Source organism: Pseudomonas sp. PDM18 (assembly GCF_014852585.1).
Lineage (GTDB): Bacteria > Pseudomonadota > Gammaproteobacteria > Pseudomonadales > Pseudomonadaceae > Pseudomonas.
On record NZ_JACVBX010000012.1, the window covers coordinates 174314 to 189139 of the forward strand.

Consider the following 14826-nt stretch of genomic DNA (forward strand, 5'->3'; position numbering starts at 1 on the left):
TTTCGCGCATGCTCCCACGGCGCGGCCGTCGCGCCAAACGCACGCTAAGCTGGCGTTAATAATTCATCTGTTATAACGTAACAAAATCATTCATCGCACCGGAGTTTCCCATGCGCCCCCTGCTCCTCGCTGTCGCCCTGCTGCCTATCGCCGCCCAAGCCCACGACGAACATGAACACGGCAGCCTCGGCAAGCACGAGCATGGCGTCGCCCAGCTCAATGTCGCCCTCGACGGCAAGACCCTGGAACTGGAGATGGACAGCCCGGCGATGAACTTCGTCGGCTTCGAGCATGCCGCCACCAGCGACGCCGACAAGGCCACGGTCGCCACCGTGCAGGCCCAGCTCAAGCAGCCGCTGCAACTGCTCGCCCTGCCCGCCTCGGCAAAATGCAGCGTGCAGTCGGTGGAGCTTTCCAGCCCGCTGTTCGGCGATGCGCCCAAGGCGGAAGACCACGATCATGACCACGAACATGCAGATGGCGACCACGACGAACACGAAGGTCACCAGCACGCCAACATCGACGCCCACTACCAGCTGACCTGCGCTCAGCCGCAGGACCTGGCCAGCCTCGATTTCGCGCCACTGTTCAAACGCTTCCCGGCGACCCAGAAGATTCAGGTACAACTGATCGGCCCCAGCGGCCAGCAAGGTGCAGAATTGACCGCCGCCAACCCGACCCTGAACTTCTGATTCCCGAACAGACGAAATGACAGCACTGCTCGAACTCGACAATCTTGGCTTCGCCTGGCCCGGCCAGGCGGAGCTGCTGGACATCCCCGCCTTCGCCCTGGGCCGTGGCGAGACCTTGCTCCTCAAGGGCCCGTCCGGCAGCGGCAAGACCACCCTGCTCGGCCTGCTCGGCGGCGTGCAGCGCCCCCAGCGCGGCAGTGTGAAGCTGCTCGGCGAGGACATCGCGCAGATGAAGTCGGCGCGCCGCGATCATTTTCGCGTCGACCACACCGGCTACATCTTCCAGCAGTTCAACCTGCTGCCGTTCCTCTCAGTGCGCGAGAACGTCGAGCTGCCTTGTCATTTCTCCCACAGCCGCGCGGAGCGGGCGACCCTGCGCCACGGCAGCGTGGCCAAGGCCGCCGAAGCGCTGCTCAAACATCTGGGCCTGGGCGATGCGGCGCTGATCGAACGCCGCGCTGACAGCCTGTCGATTGGCCAGCAGCAGCGCGTCGCCGCCGCCCGCGCGCTGATCGGCCAGCCGGAACTGGTGATCGCCGACGAGCCGACCTCGGCGCTGGACGCCGACGCCCGCGAAGCCTTCCTCCAATTGCTGTTCGCCGAATGCCGCGAGGCCGGCGCCAGCCTGCTGTTCGTCAGCCACGACCAGAGCCTGGCGACCCTGTTCGACCGCAGCCTGTCGCTGACCGACCTCAACCGCGCCGCCCGCGCTCCGGGAATCTGAGCATGTACCTGTTGCGCCTGGCGCTCGCCAGCCTGTCCAACCGCCGCTTCACCGCGCTGCTGACCATCTTCGCCATCGCGCTCTCCGCCTGTCTGCTGCTGGCGGTGGAGCGCGTGCGCACCGAGGCCAAGGCCAGCTTCGCCAGCACCATCTCCGGCACCGACCTGATCGTTGGCGCCCGCTCCGGCTCGGTGAACCTGCTGCTCTACTCGGTGTTCCGCATCGGCAACGCCACCAACAACATCCGCTGGGAAAGCTACGAGACGGTGACCCACAGCCCGCTGGTGAAGTGGGCCATCCCGATCTCACTGGGCGATTCGCACCGCGGCTATCGCGTCATGGGCACCGACACCGGCTACTTCGAGCACTATCGCTTTGGCCGCGGGCAGACGCTGGAACTGGCAGAGGGTAAGCCGTTCGGCCAGGACCTGTTCGACGTGGTGCTCGGCGCGGAAGTGGCCGAGGCGCTGCACTACAAGCTGGGCGACAAGATCGTCCTGGCCCACGGCGTCAGCACCATCAGTCTGGTCCAGCACGACGACAAGCCGTTCACCGTGGTCGGCATCCTCAAGCGCACCGGTACGCCGGTGGACCGCACCCTGCACATCTCGCTGCAAGGCATGGAGGCGCTGCACGTCGACTGGAAGAACGGCGTCCCGGCACGCGGCGCCGACCGCGTCAGCGAAGACCAGGCGCGCGGCATGGACCTGCAGCCCAAGGCGATCACCGCCTTCCTGCTGGGCCTGAAGAGCAAGGTGGCGACCTTCACTCTGCAACGGCAGATCAACGAATACGACGGCGAGCCGCTGATGGCAATCCTCCCGGGCGTGGCGCTGCAGGAGCTTTGGGGGCTGATGGGCACGGCGGAAAAGGCGCTGTTCGTAGTCTCGCTGTTCGTGGTGCTGACCGGCCTGATCGGCATGCTCACCGCCATCCTCACCAGCCTCAACGAACGCCGCCGCGAGATGGCCATCCTGCGCTCGGTGGGCGCGCGGCCCTGGCACATTTTCAGCCTGCTGGTGGCGGAAGCCTTCGCCCTGGCGCTGGCCGGCGTGGCGCTGGGCATCGGGCTGCTCTATGCGGGCATCGCCGGCAGCCAGGCGTACGTTCAGGCGAACTACGGCATCTTCCTGCCATTGGCGCTGCCCAGTGCCTATGAATGGTCACTGCTGGGCGGCATACTCCTGGCGGCGCTGCTGATCGGTTGTGTACCGGCGTGGCGTGCCTACCGGCAATCGCTGGCCGATGGCCTGTCGATCCGCCTCTGATTCAGCCCCCTGCGAGCCAGCCCCCTGAAGGAAAGCCCCATGCGTCGCCTGCTGTTTCTCCTGCTGATGCTCACCAGCGCCGCCGTCTGGGCGGCGCCGCGTGAGCTGAGCTGGCCGGAACTGATCCCCGAGGGCGCACCGCCGCCCCCGCCGCCGGTGCCGCTGCACGACATGTCCAAGCTCTCCGATGTACTCAACTCGGAGAGTGGCCCGGCGGTGAAGCAGCAGATACCCAACGCCCCCGTGGTACAGCAGCTGGACGGCCAGGAAGTGAAGATGCCGGGCTACATCGTGCCGCTGGAAGTGGAGGAAGACGGCCAGACCGTTCGCGACTTCCTGCTGGTGCCCTATTACGGCGCCTGCATCCATGTGCCAGCGCCGCCGTCCAACCAGATCGTCTATGTTCGAGGCGGCAAGGGCGTAAAAGTCGACGAGCTTTATCAACCCTTCTGGATCATCGGCAGGATGAGCGTGAAGGCGATGGAAAGCGACCTCGCCGAGGCCGGCTACCAGATGCAGGCCAGCAGCATCGAACCCTACGAATATACCGGGCAGTGAGTGGGCGCGGCGTTTTGCCGCGCCCTCGATTCTGACAAAGCTTGGGGGCTTTATTGAGCCAGGTCAAAAGTGCGCTTTTAGCGCTGTCTACTATTCTGGGCACCAACACTTATACCAAAGAGATATTGGAGCTCATCATGCGTAAGTCCTGGATCGCCCCTTCGCTTCTCGCACTCGCCGCAACCATTCCCGCCGTGACCCAGGCCGCCGATATCCGCGGCCACCAGGCTGGCGACTTCCTGGTGCGCGGCGGTATCGCCACCGTAGCGCCCGATGACAGCAGCAGCGCCCTCAAGTTCGACGGCGTGAAGGCCAGCGGCACCAAGGCCACCGTGGACAGCGACACCCAGTTGGGTCTGACCTTCGCCTACCTGCTCACCGACAAGATCGGTATTGAGCTGGTCGCCGCCACCCCGTTCAAGCACCAGGTCGATGTCAAGGGCCTGGGCGGTGGCCTGGACGGCAAGCTCGCCGACATCAAGCAGCTGCCGCCGACCGTACTGCTGCAGTACTACCCCATGGGTGGTACCAACTCTGCCTTCCAGCCGTACGGCGGCCTGGGCGTGAACTACACCACCTTCTTCGACGAAGACCTGTCCAGCAACCGCAAGGACCAGGGCTTCAGCAATCTGAAGCTGCAGGACTCCTGGGGCTTGGCGGCCGAGCTGGGCATGGACTACATGCTCAACGAACACGCCTTCGTCAACGCCGCGGTCTGGTACATGGACATCGACACCAAAGCCAGCGTCAACGGCCCGACCGCGCTGGGATACCAGAAAACCAAAGTCGACGTCGACGTCGACCCCTGGGTTTACATGGTCGGTTTCGGCTACCGTTTCTGACGGAGCAAATATGAAAAAGGCGCCCTTGGGCGCCTTTTTCACTTTCAGGGAACCGGTATGTACCTCGAACTCAAAGCCCTGCACGTCAGCCTGGCGATCATCAGTACCCTGCTTTTCCTGCTGCGACTGGGCCTGAGCTGGTGGGGCAGGCATCCAACCGGCTGGCAGCGCGGACTGCCCCATCTCGTCGATACCCTGCTGCTGCTCAGCGCCCTGGGCCTGGTGCACCTGGCGATGCCCTGGCCACTGCCGGTCTGGCTACAGGTGAAGCTCGGCCTGCTGGTGCTCTACATCGTGCTGGCGGCCTTTGCCCTGCGCAGCGCCGCGAGGCCGGCCAAGGCGCTGCTCAGTGTTCTGGCACTGGGCTCGCTGGCCGGCATCTTCTACCTGGCGGTCAACAAACCCTGGTGGTGATCAACTGGGCCAGGCCTTCGGCCAGCGGCGTGGGGGCGTCCAGGCTGTAGCGCTCCAGCAGGCGACGATTATCCGCGCGGGAATGGCGGATATCGCCGTGGCGCGCCGGCTGGTAGGTGATCGGCGGCAGACCGCCGGTGAGCTTGCCGATCTCGGCCAGCAACTGATTGAGGCTGGTGGACTGGTCGAGGCCGACATTGATTGCCGACTCGGCCACGTCATCGGCCAGTAGCGCCGTCACCAGAAGCTTCACCAGATCGCCGACGTAGATGAAGTCGCGGGTCTGCTCGCCGTCGCCGAACACGGTGATCGGCAGGCCCTGCTCGGCGCGCCGGGCGAAAATGCTGATCACCCCGGAATACGGCGAGGACGGGTCCTGGCGCGGGCCATAGACGTTGAAGAAGCGGAAGATCGCCGGCTCAAGGCCATGCTCGCGACGGTAGAAGTCCAGGTAGTACTCGCTGGCCAGCTTGTCTGCGGCGTAAGGCGTCAGCGGCGCCTTCACCACGTCCTCGTCGATGGCGGAACCTTCGCCATTCTGCCCGTAGACCGCCGCGCTGGACGCGAACAACACCCGGTGGATGCCCTCCTCGCGCATGGCCTCGCAGAGGTTCAGGGTGCCGATGAAGTTGGCGCGGTGGGTGCCCACCGGGTCCTCCACCGAAGCCTGCACCGAGGCGATGGCCGCCAGGTGCACGACGCCCTGGCAACCGCTCAGCGCGCCACGCAGGGCGGCTTCATCGGCGACGTTGCCGACTATCAGGTCGACCCGGCTGTCGAGGTTCTCGCGCTTGCCGGTGGACAGATCGTCCAGCACGCGCACGGCGAAACCCTGCGCCAGCAGCGCGTCGGCCAGATGGGAGCCGATGAACCCCGCGCCGCCGGTGATGAGGATGGGCTGCGCGGAGGGGGAAAGACGATCAGACATGGCGGTAATAGCGATCCAGCAAGGCGGGCAGGCCGGCGCGCCAGGCGCGCGGCTTGATACCGAAGGTATGGAGGATTTTCTTGCAGGCGAGCACCGCGTGCTGCGGTTCGTCGCCAGCGTCCGGGCGCGCGGCGTGGGCCTGCGGGCTCGGCTCCTGGACGGCCAGGGTATGGAAGGCGCGTGCCTCGCCGAGCACTACCTGGCCCAGGGACAGAGTGGTCGTGGCTTCAAGGCCGCCATAGTGGTAGGTGCCCCACAGCGGCGCCTGGCAGTCGAGCTGCTTGAGCACGGAGAGGATCACCCGCGCGGCGTCATCCACCGGAGTCGGGTTGCCGCGCCGGTCGTCGGCGAGGAACAGCACCTGCTCCTTCTCGGCACGCTCGAGGAAGCGGCCGAGCACGCCGTCGGTGCTGTCGTCCAGCAGCCAGCCGAAACGCAGCAGCACGTGCCGCGGACAGGTCGCCCGCACCCACTGTTCCATGCGCCATAGCGCCTGGCCACGCGGGCCCAGGGGCAACGGCTCGTCCTTCTCGCTGTAGGCAGTGGCGCGGGCGCCATCGAACACGCGGTAGCTGGACGGCTGGATGAGCAGGATCTCGTGGTGCTGGCAGAGTTCAGCCAGACGCTCCACCGCGCGCTCCTGACTGGCCAGGCGAGCGGCTTCGACGGCCTCGGCCTGGAACCAGTCGTAGTAGTAGGCAAGGTTGATCACCGCGTCGGGGCGGGTCTCGTCCAGCAGGACGGTGAGGCTGGAAGCGTCCCAGCCCTGTTCGGGCGGCCGGGGGGCGAGGAAGCCGATGTCTTCCTCGGCGCCAAGGCGTATCAGCGCCTGTCCAAGGGCATTACCGCCACCCAACAGCATCAGGCGCATGCGCATATTCTGGGGGTCACTCGAATCCGTGGGTTACCGCCGGCGCGCAATGTGCCGGGGATGATGCCCGCATTTTTCCTGTGCCCCGGCACAGCGTCAAGCTTGGCCGACCCGCTGCAGCCTCGGCCGCACGCGGCGCTGCCGTTCTAGGAGCGGCGACGGAACAGCGGGCGCGGCTCGATCACCGAGCGGCCATAGAGCACGCTCAGGCCTGCCAGGCCCTTCAGCGCGTCTTCCACGGACTTGTCCTCGCGCACGGCGAAGGCATCGAAACCGCACTGACGCATGTGCGCCAACTGGTCACGCAGCACATCACCCACCGCGCGCAGCTCGCCGCGCCAGCCGAGGCGGCTGCGCAACAGGTAGGCCAGGCTGTAGCCGCGACCGTCGCGGAAGCTGGGGAAGTCGATGGCGATCAGCGCCGGCTCCTGCAAGCGCCAGATGAGCTCCTCGGGATCATCTTCCGGTGCCAGCCAGACGCCGAAACCCGCACCGGACTCCAGCGCCAGCCAACTCTTCAACGGCAGGATCAGCCGTCCCTCGGGCAATTCCTCCGGCACTTCGCGCAGCCACTCCCAGGGATCGCCCGCCGCCACTTCCGCCAAACCGTCTCGCAGATGAATCAGATTCTTCACGCCGGCACCTCCGCCTGGCGGTAGACCCGCGCCTTGAATGGCTCCAGGCCGATGCGCTCGACCGTTTCGACGAAGCGCTCCCCCGCGCCGCGCTGTTCCACATAGGTGCGCACCAGCGCCTCGATCACATCCGGCACCTCGGCCGCGCTGAACGACGGGCCAATCACCTTGCCCAGCGCGCTCTTCACCCCCTGCGCCCCGCCCAGGGTGATCTGGTACCACTCGCTGCCGTTCTTATCGACGCCGAGAATCCCGATGTTGCCTATATGGTGATGGCCGCAGGCGTTCATGCAGCCGGAGATGTTCAGGCTGAGGTCGCCCAGATCGTGCAGGTAGTCGAGGTCCTCGAAGCGCTGCTGGATGCCCTGGGCGATGGGGATCGACTTGGCGTTGGCCAGCGCGCAGAAGTCGCCGCCGGGGCAGGCGATGATGTCGGTCAGCAGGCCCTGGTTCGGCGTGCCCAAGCCGGCGACGCAGGCTTCCTGCCAGAGCGCATGGAGGTCGGCTTTGCGCACGTCCGGCAGCACCAGGTTCTGCTCGTGGGCAACGCGGATTTCACCGAAGCCGAAGCGCTCGGCCCAATCGGCCACCTGTTCCATCTGCTCGGCGGTCGCATCCCCCGGCGGCGCCTCGGCGCCCGGCTTGGTGGACAGCACCACGCTGGCATAGCCCGGCACGCGGTGCGGGCGCACATTACGCGAGACCCAGCGGGCGAACGTGGCATCAGCGGCCAGCGCCGCACCGAAGGCGAGGTCGTCGGAAACTGCGTAGATTGGCGGCTCGAAGGCAGCAGCGACGCGCTGGTACTCGTCGAGGGTCAACTGCGCCTCGCCGTCGCGCAGGTGCTGCCACTCCTCCTCCACTTCCCGGGAAAACGCCTCGATACCCAGCGCCTTCACCAGGATCTTGATCCGCGCCTTGTACTTGTTGTCGCGCCGGCCATGGCGGTTGTACACGCGCAGGATGGCCTCGACGTACGACAGCAAATGCCACCAGGGCAGGTCGTCGCGGATCACCTGGCCGAGCATCGGCGTGCGCCCCAGCCCGCCGCCCACCAGCACCTTCAGGCGTAGCTCGCCGTCTTCGGCGCGGCGCAGGTAGAGGCCGATGTCGTGCATCATCACCGCCGCGCGGTCTTCCTCGGCGGCGCAGATCGCAATCTTGAACTTGCGCGGCAGGAAGAGGAATTCGGGGTTCACCGTCGACCACTGGCGGAGGATTTCCGCCAGTGGTCGCGGGTCGAGGAACTCGTCGGCGGCGACACCGGCAAAGGCCTCGGTGGTGATATTGCGCACGCAGTTGCCGGAAGTCTGGATGGCGTGCATCTCGACGTCCGCCAGGCGCTCGAGAATGTCCGGCACCCGCGCCAGCTCGACCCAGTTGAACTGGATGTTCTGCCGCGTGGTGAAGTGGCCATAGCCGCGATCGTGCTCGCGGGCGATCCAGGCCAGGGTGCGCATCTGCTCGCTGGACAGCGTGCCGTAGGGAATCGCCACCCGCAGCATGTAGGCGTGCTTCTGCAGGTACAGACCGTTCTGCAGGCGCAGCGGCAGGAATTCCTCTTCGCTCAGCTCATCGCTCAGGCGCCGCTGCACCTGGTCACGGAACTGCGCCACCCGTTCGCGCACCAGGGCGCGGTCGTAATCATCGTATCGGTACATCGCCAGGCCACCTTCGGGACGTTGCGTAGCCGCCTGCTTCTGTCGTCGGGCGCGCTACTTCAGGGTTGACCGAATAGTGGCCGGCGCCTGCTGTGCAAAACAGCGGCAGATCGCGCGGGAAAAACCGGATCAGATGTGCCCCGCGCCTGCCCCGTCGGGGCTGCGACCGGTTGCCGCAACAAGCCCGATCAGCCGCCCCATCGCGCAGCAAGCCAGACCGCCAGCAGCGCGGGGCGGAGCGTTTTCAGCCATCTGATACGGTTTTTTCCGACGAACCTGAATCTGTTTCGGGTGCAGACCGATTCGTACAGTCGCGGCGCCTCTTCTGCCTGATGGGCCACGACAATGAGCGAAAGAATTCAAGCGAAGATCATCGAGATCGACGCACCGCAACGTTTCACCCCGCCGCCAAAACCGCTGTCGGCGGTGACCCCGACGGTCTACACCAAGCGCTTCGCCGGGCGTTTCCGCGACCTGCGGCGCCTGGGTGGCGGCCTGCTGTTCCTGCTGTTCTTCGGCACCCTGTGGCTTACGTGGAACGGCCGCCAGGCGGTGCTCTGGGACCTGCCCGAGCGCAAGTTCTACATCTTCGGCGCGACCTTCTGGCCGCAGGACTTCATCCTGCTTTCGGCGATCCTGATCATCGCGGCCTTCGGCCTCTTCTTCATCACGGTGTTCGCCGGCCGCGTCTGGTGCGGCTACACCTGCCCGCAGAGCGTGTGGACCTGGATCTTCATGTGGGCCGAACAGGTCACTGAGGGCGACCGCAACCAGCGGATGAAGCGCGACGCCGGCCCTATCAGCGCCGAGAAGGTCTTGCGCAAGGGCGCCAAGCATGGCCTCTGGCTGCTGATCAGCCTGGTTACGGCGATCACCTTCATCGGCTACTTCACCCCGGTTCGCCCGCTGGTGGCGGACCTGTTCACCCTCAAGCTGGACCTGGAAAGCACCTTCTGGGTCGCCTTCTTCGCCGCCGCCACCTACGCCAACGCCGGCTGGCTGCGCGAGCAAGTGTGCATCCACATGTGCCCGTATTCGCGCTTCCAGAGCGTGATGTTCGACAAGGACACGCTGATCATTTCCTACGACGCGGCGCGCGGTGAATCCCGCGGCGCGCGCAAGAAGGACGCCGATCCCAAAGCCCTCGGCCTGGGCGACTGCATCGACTGCCACCAGTGCGTGCAGGTCTGCCCCACTGGCATCGACATCCGCGACGGCCTGCAGATCGCCTGCATCGGCTGCGCCGCCTGCATCGACGCCTGCGACTCGGTGATGGACAAGATGGGCTACGACCGCGGCCTGGTGCGCTACACCTCGGAAAGCGCGCTGGAAGGCGGCAAGACCCACCTGCTGCGCCCACGCCTGATCGGCTACGCGGCGGTGCTGCTGGTGATGATCGGCGCCTTCGTCTGGGCGCTGGAGGCACGGCCGCTGATCAACCTCGACGTCGCCCGCGACCGTGGCCTGTTCCGCGAGAACGCCGCCGGCGAGATTGAGAACATCTACAACCTCAAGCTGATCAACAAGACCCAGCAGCCGCAGCATTACCAGCTGAGCCTCGCCGATGGCGCCGGCTACCGCCTGCAAGGCGTGCCGGAGCTGATGTTGCAGCCAGGCGAGATCCGCGACTTCGCCGTCTCGGTGGCAAGCCTGGCGCAGAGCAGCGCCGGGGGTTCGGTGCCGCTGCACTTCAGGGTTAGCGACGGCAATGAAGAGATCGACGCCGCCAGCACCTTCGTCTCGCCGAGGCGCTGAGCATGGCACGGGAGCTTGGCGTGACCTCGGCGCAGCGCCTAGAGTGGGCGGATTCTTCCGCCCCTCAGGCTGCCGTGCAGGACAAGATGAAGCGCTACGAGAAATTCGCCGACGAGATCGCCGGCCTGATCCGCAGCGGCGTGCTCGCCCCCGGCCAGAAAGTCCCCTCGGTGCGGCACGCCAGCCGCACCTATGGGGTCAGCGCTTCCACGGTGTTCCAGGCCTATTACCTGCTGGAGGATCGCGGCCTGATCGTCGCCCGCGCGCGCTCGGGCTATTTCGTCCGCGAGCACGTGCAGCGTGCCCTGGCCGAGCCGGAGATTGCCCGCCACGACGCGCAAACCACCGAGGTGGACGTCAGCGAACTGGTGTTCTCGGTACTCAGCTCGATCAAGGACCCGGACACCGTGCCCTTCGGCTCGGCCTTCCCGGCGCCGGAACTGTTCCCCCTGCCGCGCCTGGCGCGCTCCATGGCCCACGCCGTGCGCGACATGGACCCGCGCTCGGTGGTCGCCGACCTCGCTCCCGGCAGCCACGCGCTGCGCCGGCAGATCGCCCTGCGCTACATGGTCGGCGGCATGCCGCTGCCGGTGGAAGAACTGGTGGTCACCAACGGCGCGCTGGAAGCGCTGAACCTCTGCCTGCAGGTGGTGACCCAGCCGGGCGATCTGGTGGCCATCGAAGCCCCCGCTTTCTACGCCAGCCTGCAAGTGCTGGAACGGCTGAAATTGAAGGCGGTTGAAATCCCCGTGCACCCGCGCGAAGGCATCGACCTCGACGTGCTCGCCGACAGCCTCGCGCGCCTGCCGATCAAGGCCTGCTGGTTCATGAGCAACTTCCAGAACCCGCTGGGCGCCAGCATGGCCGAAGACAAGAAACGCGCCCTCGCCGCCTTGCTCAGCCAGTATCAGGTGCCGCTGATCGAGGACGACGTCTACGCCGAACTGTACTTCGCCGCCCAGGCGCCCAAGCCGGTGAAGGCGTTCGACAGCGAAGGGCTGGTGATGCACTGCAGCTCCTTCTCCAAGAGCCTGGCGCCGGGCTACCGGGTCGGCTGGGTAGCCGGCGGACGCTACGCCGAGCAGATCGAGCGACTCAAGCTGATGACCAGCCTGTCCGCCTCGGTGCCAGCGCAGGCGGCCATCGCCGACTACCTGCAGCACGGCGGCTACGACCGCCACCTGCGCAAGCTGCGCCACGCGCTGGAAAGCCAGCAGCACGCGATGCTCGCCGCCGTGGCCCGGCACCTCCCCGCCGCCACCCGCGTCACCCGGCCCAGCGGCGGCTACTTCCTGTGGCTGGAGCTGCCCGAGCAGATCGACGCGCTCAAGCTGTTCCAACTCGCCCATGCCCAGGGCATCAGCCTCGCGCCAGGGCCGATCTTCTCGGCGACGCGGCGCTTCGGCCACTGCCTGCGATTGAACTATGGCCACCCGTGGACCACGGCGAGCGAACAGGCCATGGAAACACTCGGTCGGATCATTCACTCGTTGTAGGGCGCGCGCCGAGGGACTGATCCGTACATTCGGAAACCTTCTGTACCTATGCGGCAAGTTGTCGCAGGAATAGTCTGTCAGGCAGGAAAACCCGGACGAGGGAAGCTGCCATGGATGCGGAAGGCTTGATGATCCTGCTCACAGTGAGCGCCGCGCTCGGCGTGCACCTGTGGGTGCGCTGGTACCTGCGGCGCGGAATGCTGCCGCGCGGGGAGCCGTGGCTGGCGTGAGAACACCGACATGCTGAAGATGAACGCCCTGGTGCCGGAGCTGATCGTCGCGGACCTGACGAGAAGCCTGCACTTCTACTGCGAGGTGCTCGGTTTCGCCATCGAGTACCAGCGCCGCGAAGACGACTTCGCTTTTCTTTCCTTTGGCGACAGCCAGCTCATGCTGGAGCAGGACTGGCATTCCGACTCGCCATGGAGCGTGCGCCCACTGGACCCACCACTGGGACGAGGCATCAACTTCTCCATCCGCTGCCCCGATATTCAGGCGCTGGTGAGTTCACTGAACGAGGCGCGTATCTCGCTACGCAAACCCGTTGAGGAGCGCTGGTACCGGCAGGACGAACAGTTGTACGGGGAGCGCAATTTCCTCGTCCAGGACCCGGACGGCTACCTGTTACGCTTCGCCCAGAGCCTTGGATCGCGGCCGCTGCCAGCCGACTGATTTCGCTACGGCCGATACAGATGCGCATGCCCCGCGCTGTACAGCGACGAATCGGCAAACCCCTCCGCCCCCAGCACCTTGCCCACCAGGATCAGCGCGGTGCGCCGGAAGCCCTTGGCGTGTGCCTTGGGCAGGATGTCGCCGAGGGTGCCGGTGACCTGGTCCTGGTCCGGCCAACTGGCGCGATGGATCACCGCGATGGGGCAGTCCGCGCCGTAGTGCGGCAGCAGTTCGGCGACGATGTTCGCCAACTGGCCGACGCCCAGGTGAATAGCCAGGGTCGCTCGGTGCTGCGCCAGTTCCGCCAGCGACTCGCCTTCGGGCATGCGCGTCTTGCTGGCGTAGCGGGTGAGGATCAGTGTCTGGGAGATGTCCGGCAAGGTCAGCTCGCAACCCAGAATCGCCGCGCAGGCGGAAGTCGCGGTGACGCCGGGGACAATCTCGTAGGCGATACCCAACTCACGCAGGTGACGGATCTGCTCGCCGATGGCGCCGTACAGCGAGGGGTCGCCGGAGTGCACCCGCGCCACATCCTTGCCCTCGCCGTGAGCCTGGGTCAGCAGCGCTACGATCTCCTCAAGATTCAGCTCGGCGGTATTCACCACGCGCTCGGCGCTGTGCCCTTCCAGCACGGCCGGCGGCACCAGGGAACCCGCGTAGAGGATCACCGGGCAGTTGCGGATCAGCCGCTGGCCCTTGACCGTGATGAGCTCGGGATCGCCGGGGCCGGCGCCGATGAAGTAGACCGTCATGACGGCTCCTGTGCGGATTCGACGGGGATGAAAGCGAGTGCGCAGGTGGCCTGCTCGCTGCGGCGCTTGCCCATCAGCAGGCGTGCCGGCGCACCACCTTGCGCCTCGGCCTGCAGCAATGCCGCCGCTTCGGCCACGCTCGCACTGCCGGTGGCCGCGCGCACGGTTTCGGAAGGGTCGCCCAGGCGCTTCTCGCAGGCCGCGAGCTGTTGCGGCGTGAACAGCGCCAGCGGCAGATCGAGGGCGGCGGCCAGGGCGGTCAACCCCTCTTCGTCTGCCTTCAGTGTGGCACTGGCCAGCGCGGTGAGGTTCGACTCGTCGAGCCCCGTTTCGGCCAATGTCTCTCGCAATAGCGCGCGCAGTTCGTCGAGCGGGCAACCCCGGCGGCAACCGAGGCCGGCAACCAGTGTCATGGTCGCTCTCCTTGAAGATCAAAATAAAAACCCCGCAGACGGCCGAACCGGCTGCGGGGTCGAGCATAGCGTGTGGATCAGGCCGATGGCGCGAAGCGGCGGAACAGCCAGGCCGCGACCAGGCCGAGCGCCGCCCAGAACACCGCGTTGGTGACCAGCGAGGCGATGATGAACTCGTGGGCCAGGCTTTCCGGCGCGAGGCTGGAATGGACTTCCGGCTGCGGCGCGCCGATTAAGTGCGGCACCACCAGCAACGCGAGGCCGACGATGCGCAGCGCCCAGTGGCGGCCGAACACCAGCAAAGCAAGACCAACGGCGGTGGCGGCAGCGGTGCCGATCCACCAGATCTGCCGCAGGCTCAGGTCGGCGGCGGCCGTGCCAGGGACCTCCGGCGGCAGGCCGAGGGACGGCGCCAGGGTGAACACGGCGAAACCGGCCAGCCCCCAGAACAGGCCCTCGGAGACCCTGCCCGGTTCGCGCAGGGTGAACAGGCCGGCCAGCATCAGGGCGAAGCCCACCGCGACCACCAGGTTGCCGCCGGTGGTGGAAATAATGCGCTGCCAGCCGTCTTCTGGCTCCCAGGCTTCCGCATCATGGTGATGACCCGCAGCAGCGCCGTCGGCGTGCTCGTGGGCGTGCTCCTCGACCAGCACGGCGGCCGGTTCGGATTTCTCATAGGTTTCCGCCTTGAGGATCAGCGGGGATACCCACAGCAGCTGGACCAGGGTCAGCACCAGCGCCGCGATCAGACCGGCGAAACCGGCGGTCTGGGCGATACGTTTGATCATTGCAGTTCTCCGGACAAGACGAGGCTACGAACGCGGCGAACCAGCGATCGCGAGTACCTCGAATCCGCTGCGCTTACGCGCAGGCGGCGCACATCAATGGCAGGGGAAACCGGCGCTATGGCGGGTGTCATGGGCGGCGTTGTGCACCGCGTCGATGTGCGAGAAACCGGCGAAGTACACCAGCAGCGCACCGAGCAGGCTGGCGCCGACGGCCAGGCTGATGCGCTTGGAAAGGGGGATGGAAGTGCTCGACGCGTGCGTCAGGATGCTGCTGGACATGAACGTTCCCTCTGAAGATCAAAGAAAGAGAACGCAGAGGTTGAACGCATTCGAACGCGCCCGAACGGTCGCGCCACG

General features: G+C 66.3%; 17 protein-coding genes. 9 read left to right on the forward strand and 8 right to left on the reverse strand.

Features of this window, described 5'->3' with window-relative positions; all coding sequences use genetic code 11:
* Window positions 1–110 precede the first annotated feature (110 nt).
* The 6 genes from IB274_RS22845 to IB274_RS22870 all read left to right on the forward strand — a co-directional run bounded on the left by IB274_RS22845 (window position 111) and on the right by IB274_RS22870 (window position 4498).
* The gene (locus IB274_RS22845; RefSeq protein ID WP_192434992.1) at window positions 111–692 is read left to right on the forward strand and encodes a DUF2796 domain-containing protein; all 582 of its coding nucleotides are present in this window, start codon (window positions 111–113) and stop codon (window positions 690–692) included.
* A 16-nt stretch (window positions 693–708) separates the two neighbouring features.
* Window positions 709–1416, forward strand: coding sequence for an ABC transporter ATP-binding protein (locus IB274_RS22850; protein ID WP_192434994.1), 708 nt, complete (start codon window positions 709–711; stop codon window positions 1414–1416).
* A gap of 2 nt (window positions 1417–1418) precedes the next feature.
* On the forward strand, window positions 1419–2684 hold the full coding sequence (locus IB274_RS22855; RefSeq protein ID WP_192434996.1) for an ABC transporter permease: 1266 nt from the start codon (window positions 1419–1421) through the stop codon (window positions 2682–2684).
* 39 nt (window positions 2685–2723) lie between these two features.
* Complete coding sequence (locus tag IB274_RS22860; RefSeq protein ID WP_081517114.1) at window positions 2724–3242, forward strand: DUF3299 domain-containing protein; 519 nt, start codon at window positions 2724–2726, stop codon at window positions 3240–3242.
* A 137-nt stretch (window positions 3243–3379) separates the two neighbouring features.
* Window positions 3380–4084 (forward strand): OmpW family outer membrane protein, encoded by a 705-nt coding sequence (locus IB274_RS22865; protein ID WP_192434998.1) that lies wholly within the window; start codon window positions 3380–3382, stop codon window positions 4082–4084.
* Between the two features lie 57 nt (window positions 4085–4141).
* On the forward strand, window positions 4142–4498 hold the full coding sequence (locus IB274_RS22870) for a SirB2 family protein (RefSeq protein ID WP_192435000.1): 357 nt from the start codon (window positions 4142–4144) through the stop codon (window positions 4496–4498).
* On the opposite strand, the gene IB274_RS22875 is transcribed toward IB274_RS22870, so the two are convergent.
* The 4 genes from IB274_RS22875 to IB274_RS22890 form a co-directional block, all read right to left on the reverse strand.
* Window positions 4479–5426: an NAD-dependent epimerase/dehydratase family protein gene (locus tag IB274_RS22875; RefSeq protein WP_192435002.1), complete on the reverse strand. Its 948-nt coding sequence runs from the start codon at window positions 5424–5426 to the stop codon at window positions 4479–4481. The two genes, IB274_RS22870 and IB274_RS22875, sit on opposite strands and share 20 nt — an antisense overlap.
* Window positions 5419–6303 carry a sugar nucleotide-binding protein gene (locus tag IB274_RS22880; protein ID WP_192435004.1) on the reverse strand — a complete coding sequence of 295 codons (885 nt, stop codon included), beginning with the start codon at window positions 6301–6303 and terminating at the stop codon, window positions 5419–5421. Before IB274_RS22880 ends, IB274_RS22875 begins: the two co-directional genes overlap by 8 nt.
* A 140-nt stretch (window positions 6304–6443) precedes the next feature.
* The gene (locus tag IB274_RS22885; protein ID WP_192435006.1) at window positions 6444–6932 is read right to left on the reverse strand and encodes a DUF934 domain-containing protein; all 489 of its coding nucleotides are present in this window, start codon (window positions 6930–6932) and stop codon (window positions 6444–6446) included.
* The gene (locus tag IB274_RS22890) at window positions 6929–8593 is read right to left on the reverse strand and encodes a nitrite/sulfite reductase (RefSeq protein ID WP_192435008.1); all 1665 of its coding nucleotides are present in this window, start codon (window positions 8591–8593) and stop codon (window positions 6929–6931) included. Before IB274_RS22890 ends, IB274_RS22885 begins: the two co-directional genes overlap by 4 nt.
* Before the next feature lie 345 nt (window positions 8594–8938).
* Here IB274_RS22890 and ccoG point away from each other — a divergent pair, with 345 nt between their 5' ends.
* The 3 genes from ccoG to IB274_RS22905 all read left to right on the forward strand — a co-directional run bounded on the left by ccoG (window position 8939) and on the right by IB274_RS22905 (window position 12516).
* Entirely contained in the window at window positions 8939–10348 is a 1410-nt protein-coding gene (ccoG, locus tag IB274_RS22895; RefSeq protein ID WP_192435010.1) for a cytochrome c oxidase accessory protein CcoG, read from the forward strand.
* Between the two features lie 86 nt (window positions 10349–10434).
* Window positions 10435–11844, forward strand: coding sequence for a GntR family transcriptional regulator MpaR (gene mapR, locus IB274_RS22900; protein WP_192435081.1), 1410 nt, complete (start codon window positions 10435–10437; stop codon window positions 11842–11844).
* A gap of 240 nt (window positions 11845–12084) precedes the next feature.
* Complete coding sequence (locus IB274_RS22905; protein WP_192435012.1) at window positions 12085–12516, forward strand: bleomycin resistance protein; 432 nt, start codon at window positions 12085–12087, stop codon at window positions 12514–12516.
* A 5-nt stretch (window positions 12517–12521) separates the two neighbouring features.
* On the opposite strand, the gene cobM is transcribed toward IB274_RS22905, so the two are convergent.
* The 4 genes from cobM to IB274_RS22925 form a co-directional block, all read right to left on the reverse strand.
* The gene (gene cobM / locus IB274_RS22910) at window positions 12522–13268 is read right to left on the reverse strand and encodes a precorrin-4 C(11)-methyltransferase (protein ID WP_192435014.1); all 747 of its coding nucleotides are present in this window, start codon (window positions 13266–13268) and stop codon (window positions 12522–12524) included.
* Complete coding sequence (locus IB274_RS22915; protein ID WP_192435017.1) at window positions 13265–13681, reverse strand: cobalamin biosynthesis protein; 417 nt, start codon at window positions 13679–13681, stop codon at window positions 13265–13267. The genes cobM and IB274_RS22915 overlap by 4 nt, the downstream gene beginning before the upstream one ends.
* Before the next feature lie 77 nt (window positions 13682–13758).
* The gene (locus tag IB274_RS22920) at window positions 13759–14469 is read right to left on the reverse strand and encodes a CbtA family protein (protein ID WP_192435019.1); all 711 of its coding nucleotides are present in this window, start codon (window positions 14467–14469) and stop codon (window positions 13759–13761) included.
* A gap of 93 nt (window positions 14470–14562) precedes the next feature.
* On the reverse strand, window positions 14563–14748 hold the full coding sequence (locus tag IB274_RS22925) for a CbtB domain-containing protein (RefSeq protein ID WP_192435021.1): 186 nt from the start codon (window positions 14746–14748) through the stop codon (window positions 14563–14565).
* Window positions 14749–14826: the final 78 nt, after the last annotated feature.

What these genes read in the sequence shown, in the direction of transcription:
- IB274_RS22870 (WP_192435000.1), top strand. Translation starts at nt 4,142, where the DNA reads ATGTACCTCGAACTCAAAGCCCTGCACGTCAGCCTGGCGATCATCAGT.
- mapR (WP_192435081.1), top strand. Translation starts at nt 10,435, where the DNA reads ATGAAGCGCTACGAGAAATTCGCCGACGAGATCGCCGGCCTGATCCGC.
- ccoG (WP_192435010.1), top strand. Translation starts at nt 8,939, where the DNA reads ATGAGCGAAAGAATTCAAGCGAAGATCATCGAGATCGACGCACCGCAA.
- IB274_RS22850 (WP_192434994.1), top strand. Translation starts at nt 709, where the DNA reads ATGACAGCACTGCTCGAACTCGACAATCTTGGCTTCGCCTGGCCCGGC.
- IB274_RS22890 (WP_192435008.1), bottom strand. Translation starts at nt 8,593, where the DNA reads ATGTACCGATACGATGATTACGACCGCGCCCTGGTGCGCGAACGGGTG.
- IB274_RS22925 (WP_192435021.1), bottom strand. Translation starts at nt 14,748, where the DNA reads ATGTCCAGCAGCATCCTGACGCACGCGTCGAGCACTTCCATCCCCCTT.
- IB274_RS22855 (WP_192434996.1), top strand. Translation starts at nt 1,419, where the DNA reads ATGTACCTGTTGCGCCTGGCGCTCGCCAGCCTGTCCAACCGCCGCTTC.
- IB274_RS22920 (WP_192435019.1), bottom strand. Translation starts at nt 14,469, where the DNA reads ATGATCAAACGTATCGCCCAGACCGCCGGTTTCGCCGGTCTGATCGCG.
- IB274_RS22875 (WP_192435002.1), bottom strand. Translation starts at nt 5,426, where the DNA reads ATGTCTGATCGTCTTTCCCCCTCCGCGCAGCCCATCCTCATCACCGGC.
- IB274_RS22865 (WP_192434998.1), top strand. Translation starts at nt 3,380, where the DNA reads ATGCGTAAGTCCTGGATCGCCCCTTCGCTTCTCGCACTCGCCGCAACC.
- IB274_RS22845 (WP_192434992.1), top strand. Translation starts at nt 111, where the DNA reads ATGCGCCCCCTGCTCCTCGCTGTCGCCCTGCTGCCTATCGCCGCCCAA.
- IB274_RS22880 (WP_192435004.1), bottom strand. Translation starts at nt 6,303, where the DNA reads ATGCGCATGCGCCTGATGCTGTTGGGTGGCGGTAATGCCCTTGGACAG.
- IB274_RS22915 (WP_192435017.1), bottom strand. Translation starts at nt 13,681, where the DNA reads ATGACACTGGTTGCCGGCCTCGGTTGCCGCCGGGGTTGCCCGCTCGAC.
- IB274_RS22905 (WP_192435012.1), top strand. Translation starts at nt 12,085, where the DNA reads ATGCTGAAGATGAACGCCCTGGTGCCGGAGCTGATCGTCGCGGACCTG.
- cobM (WP_192435014.1), bottom strand. Translation starts at nt 13,268, where the DNA reads ATGACGGTCTACTTCATCGGCGCCGGCCCCGGCGATCCCGAGCTCATC.
- IB274_RS22860 (WP_081517114.1), top strand. Translation starts at nt 2,724, where the DNA reads ATGCGTCGCCTGCTGTTTCTCCTGCTGATGCTCACCAGCGCCGCCGTC.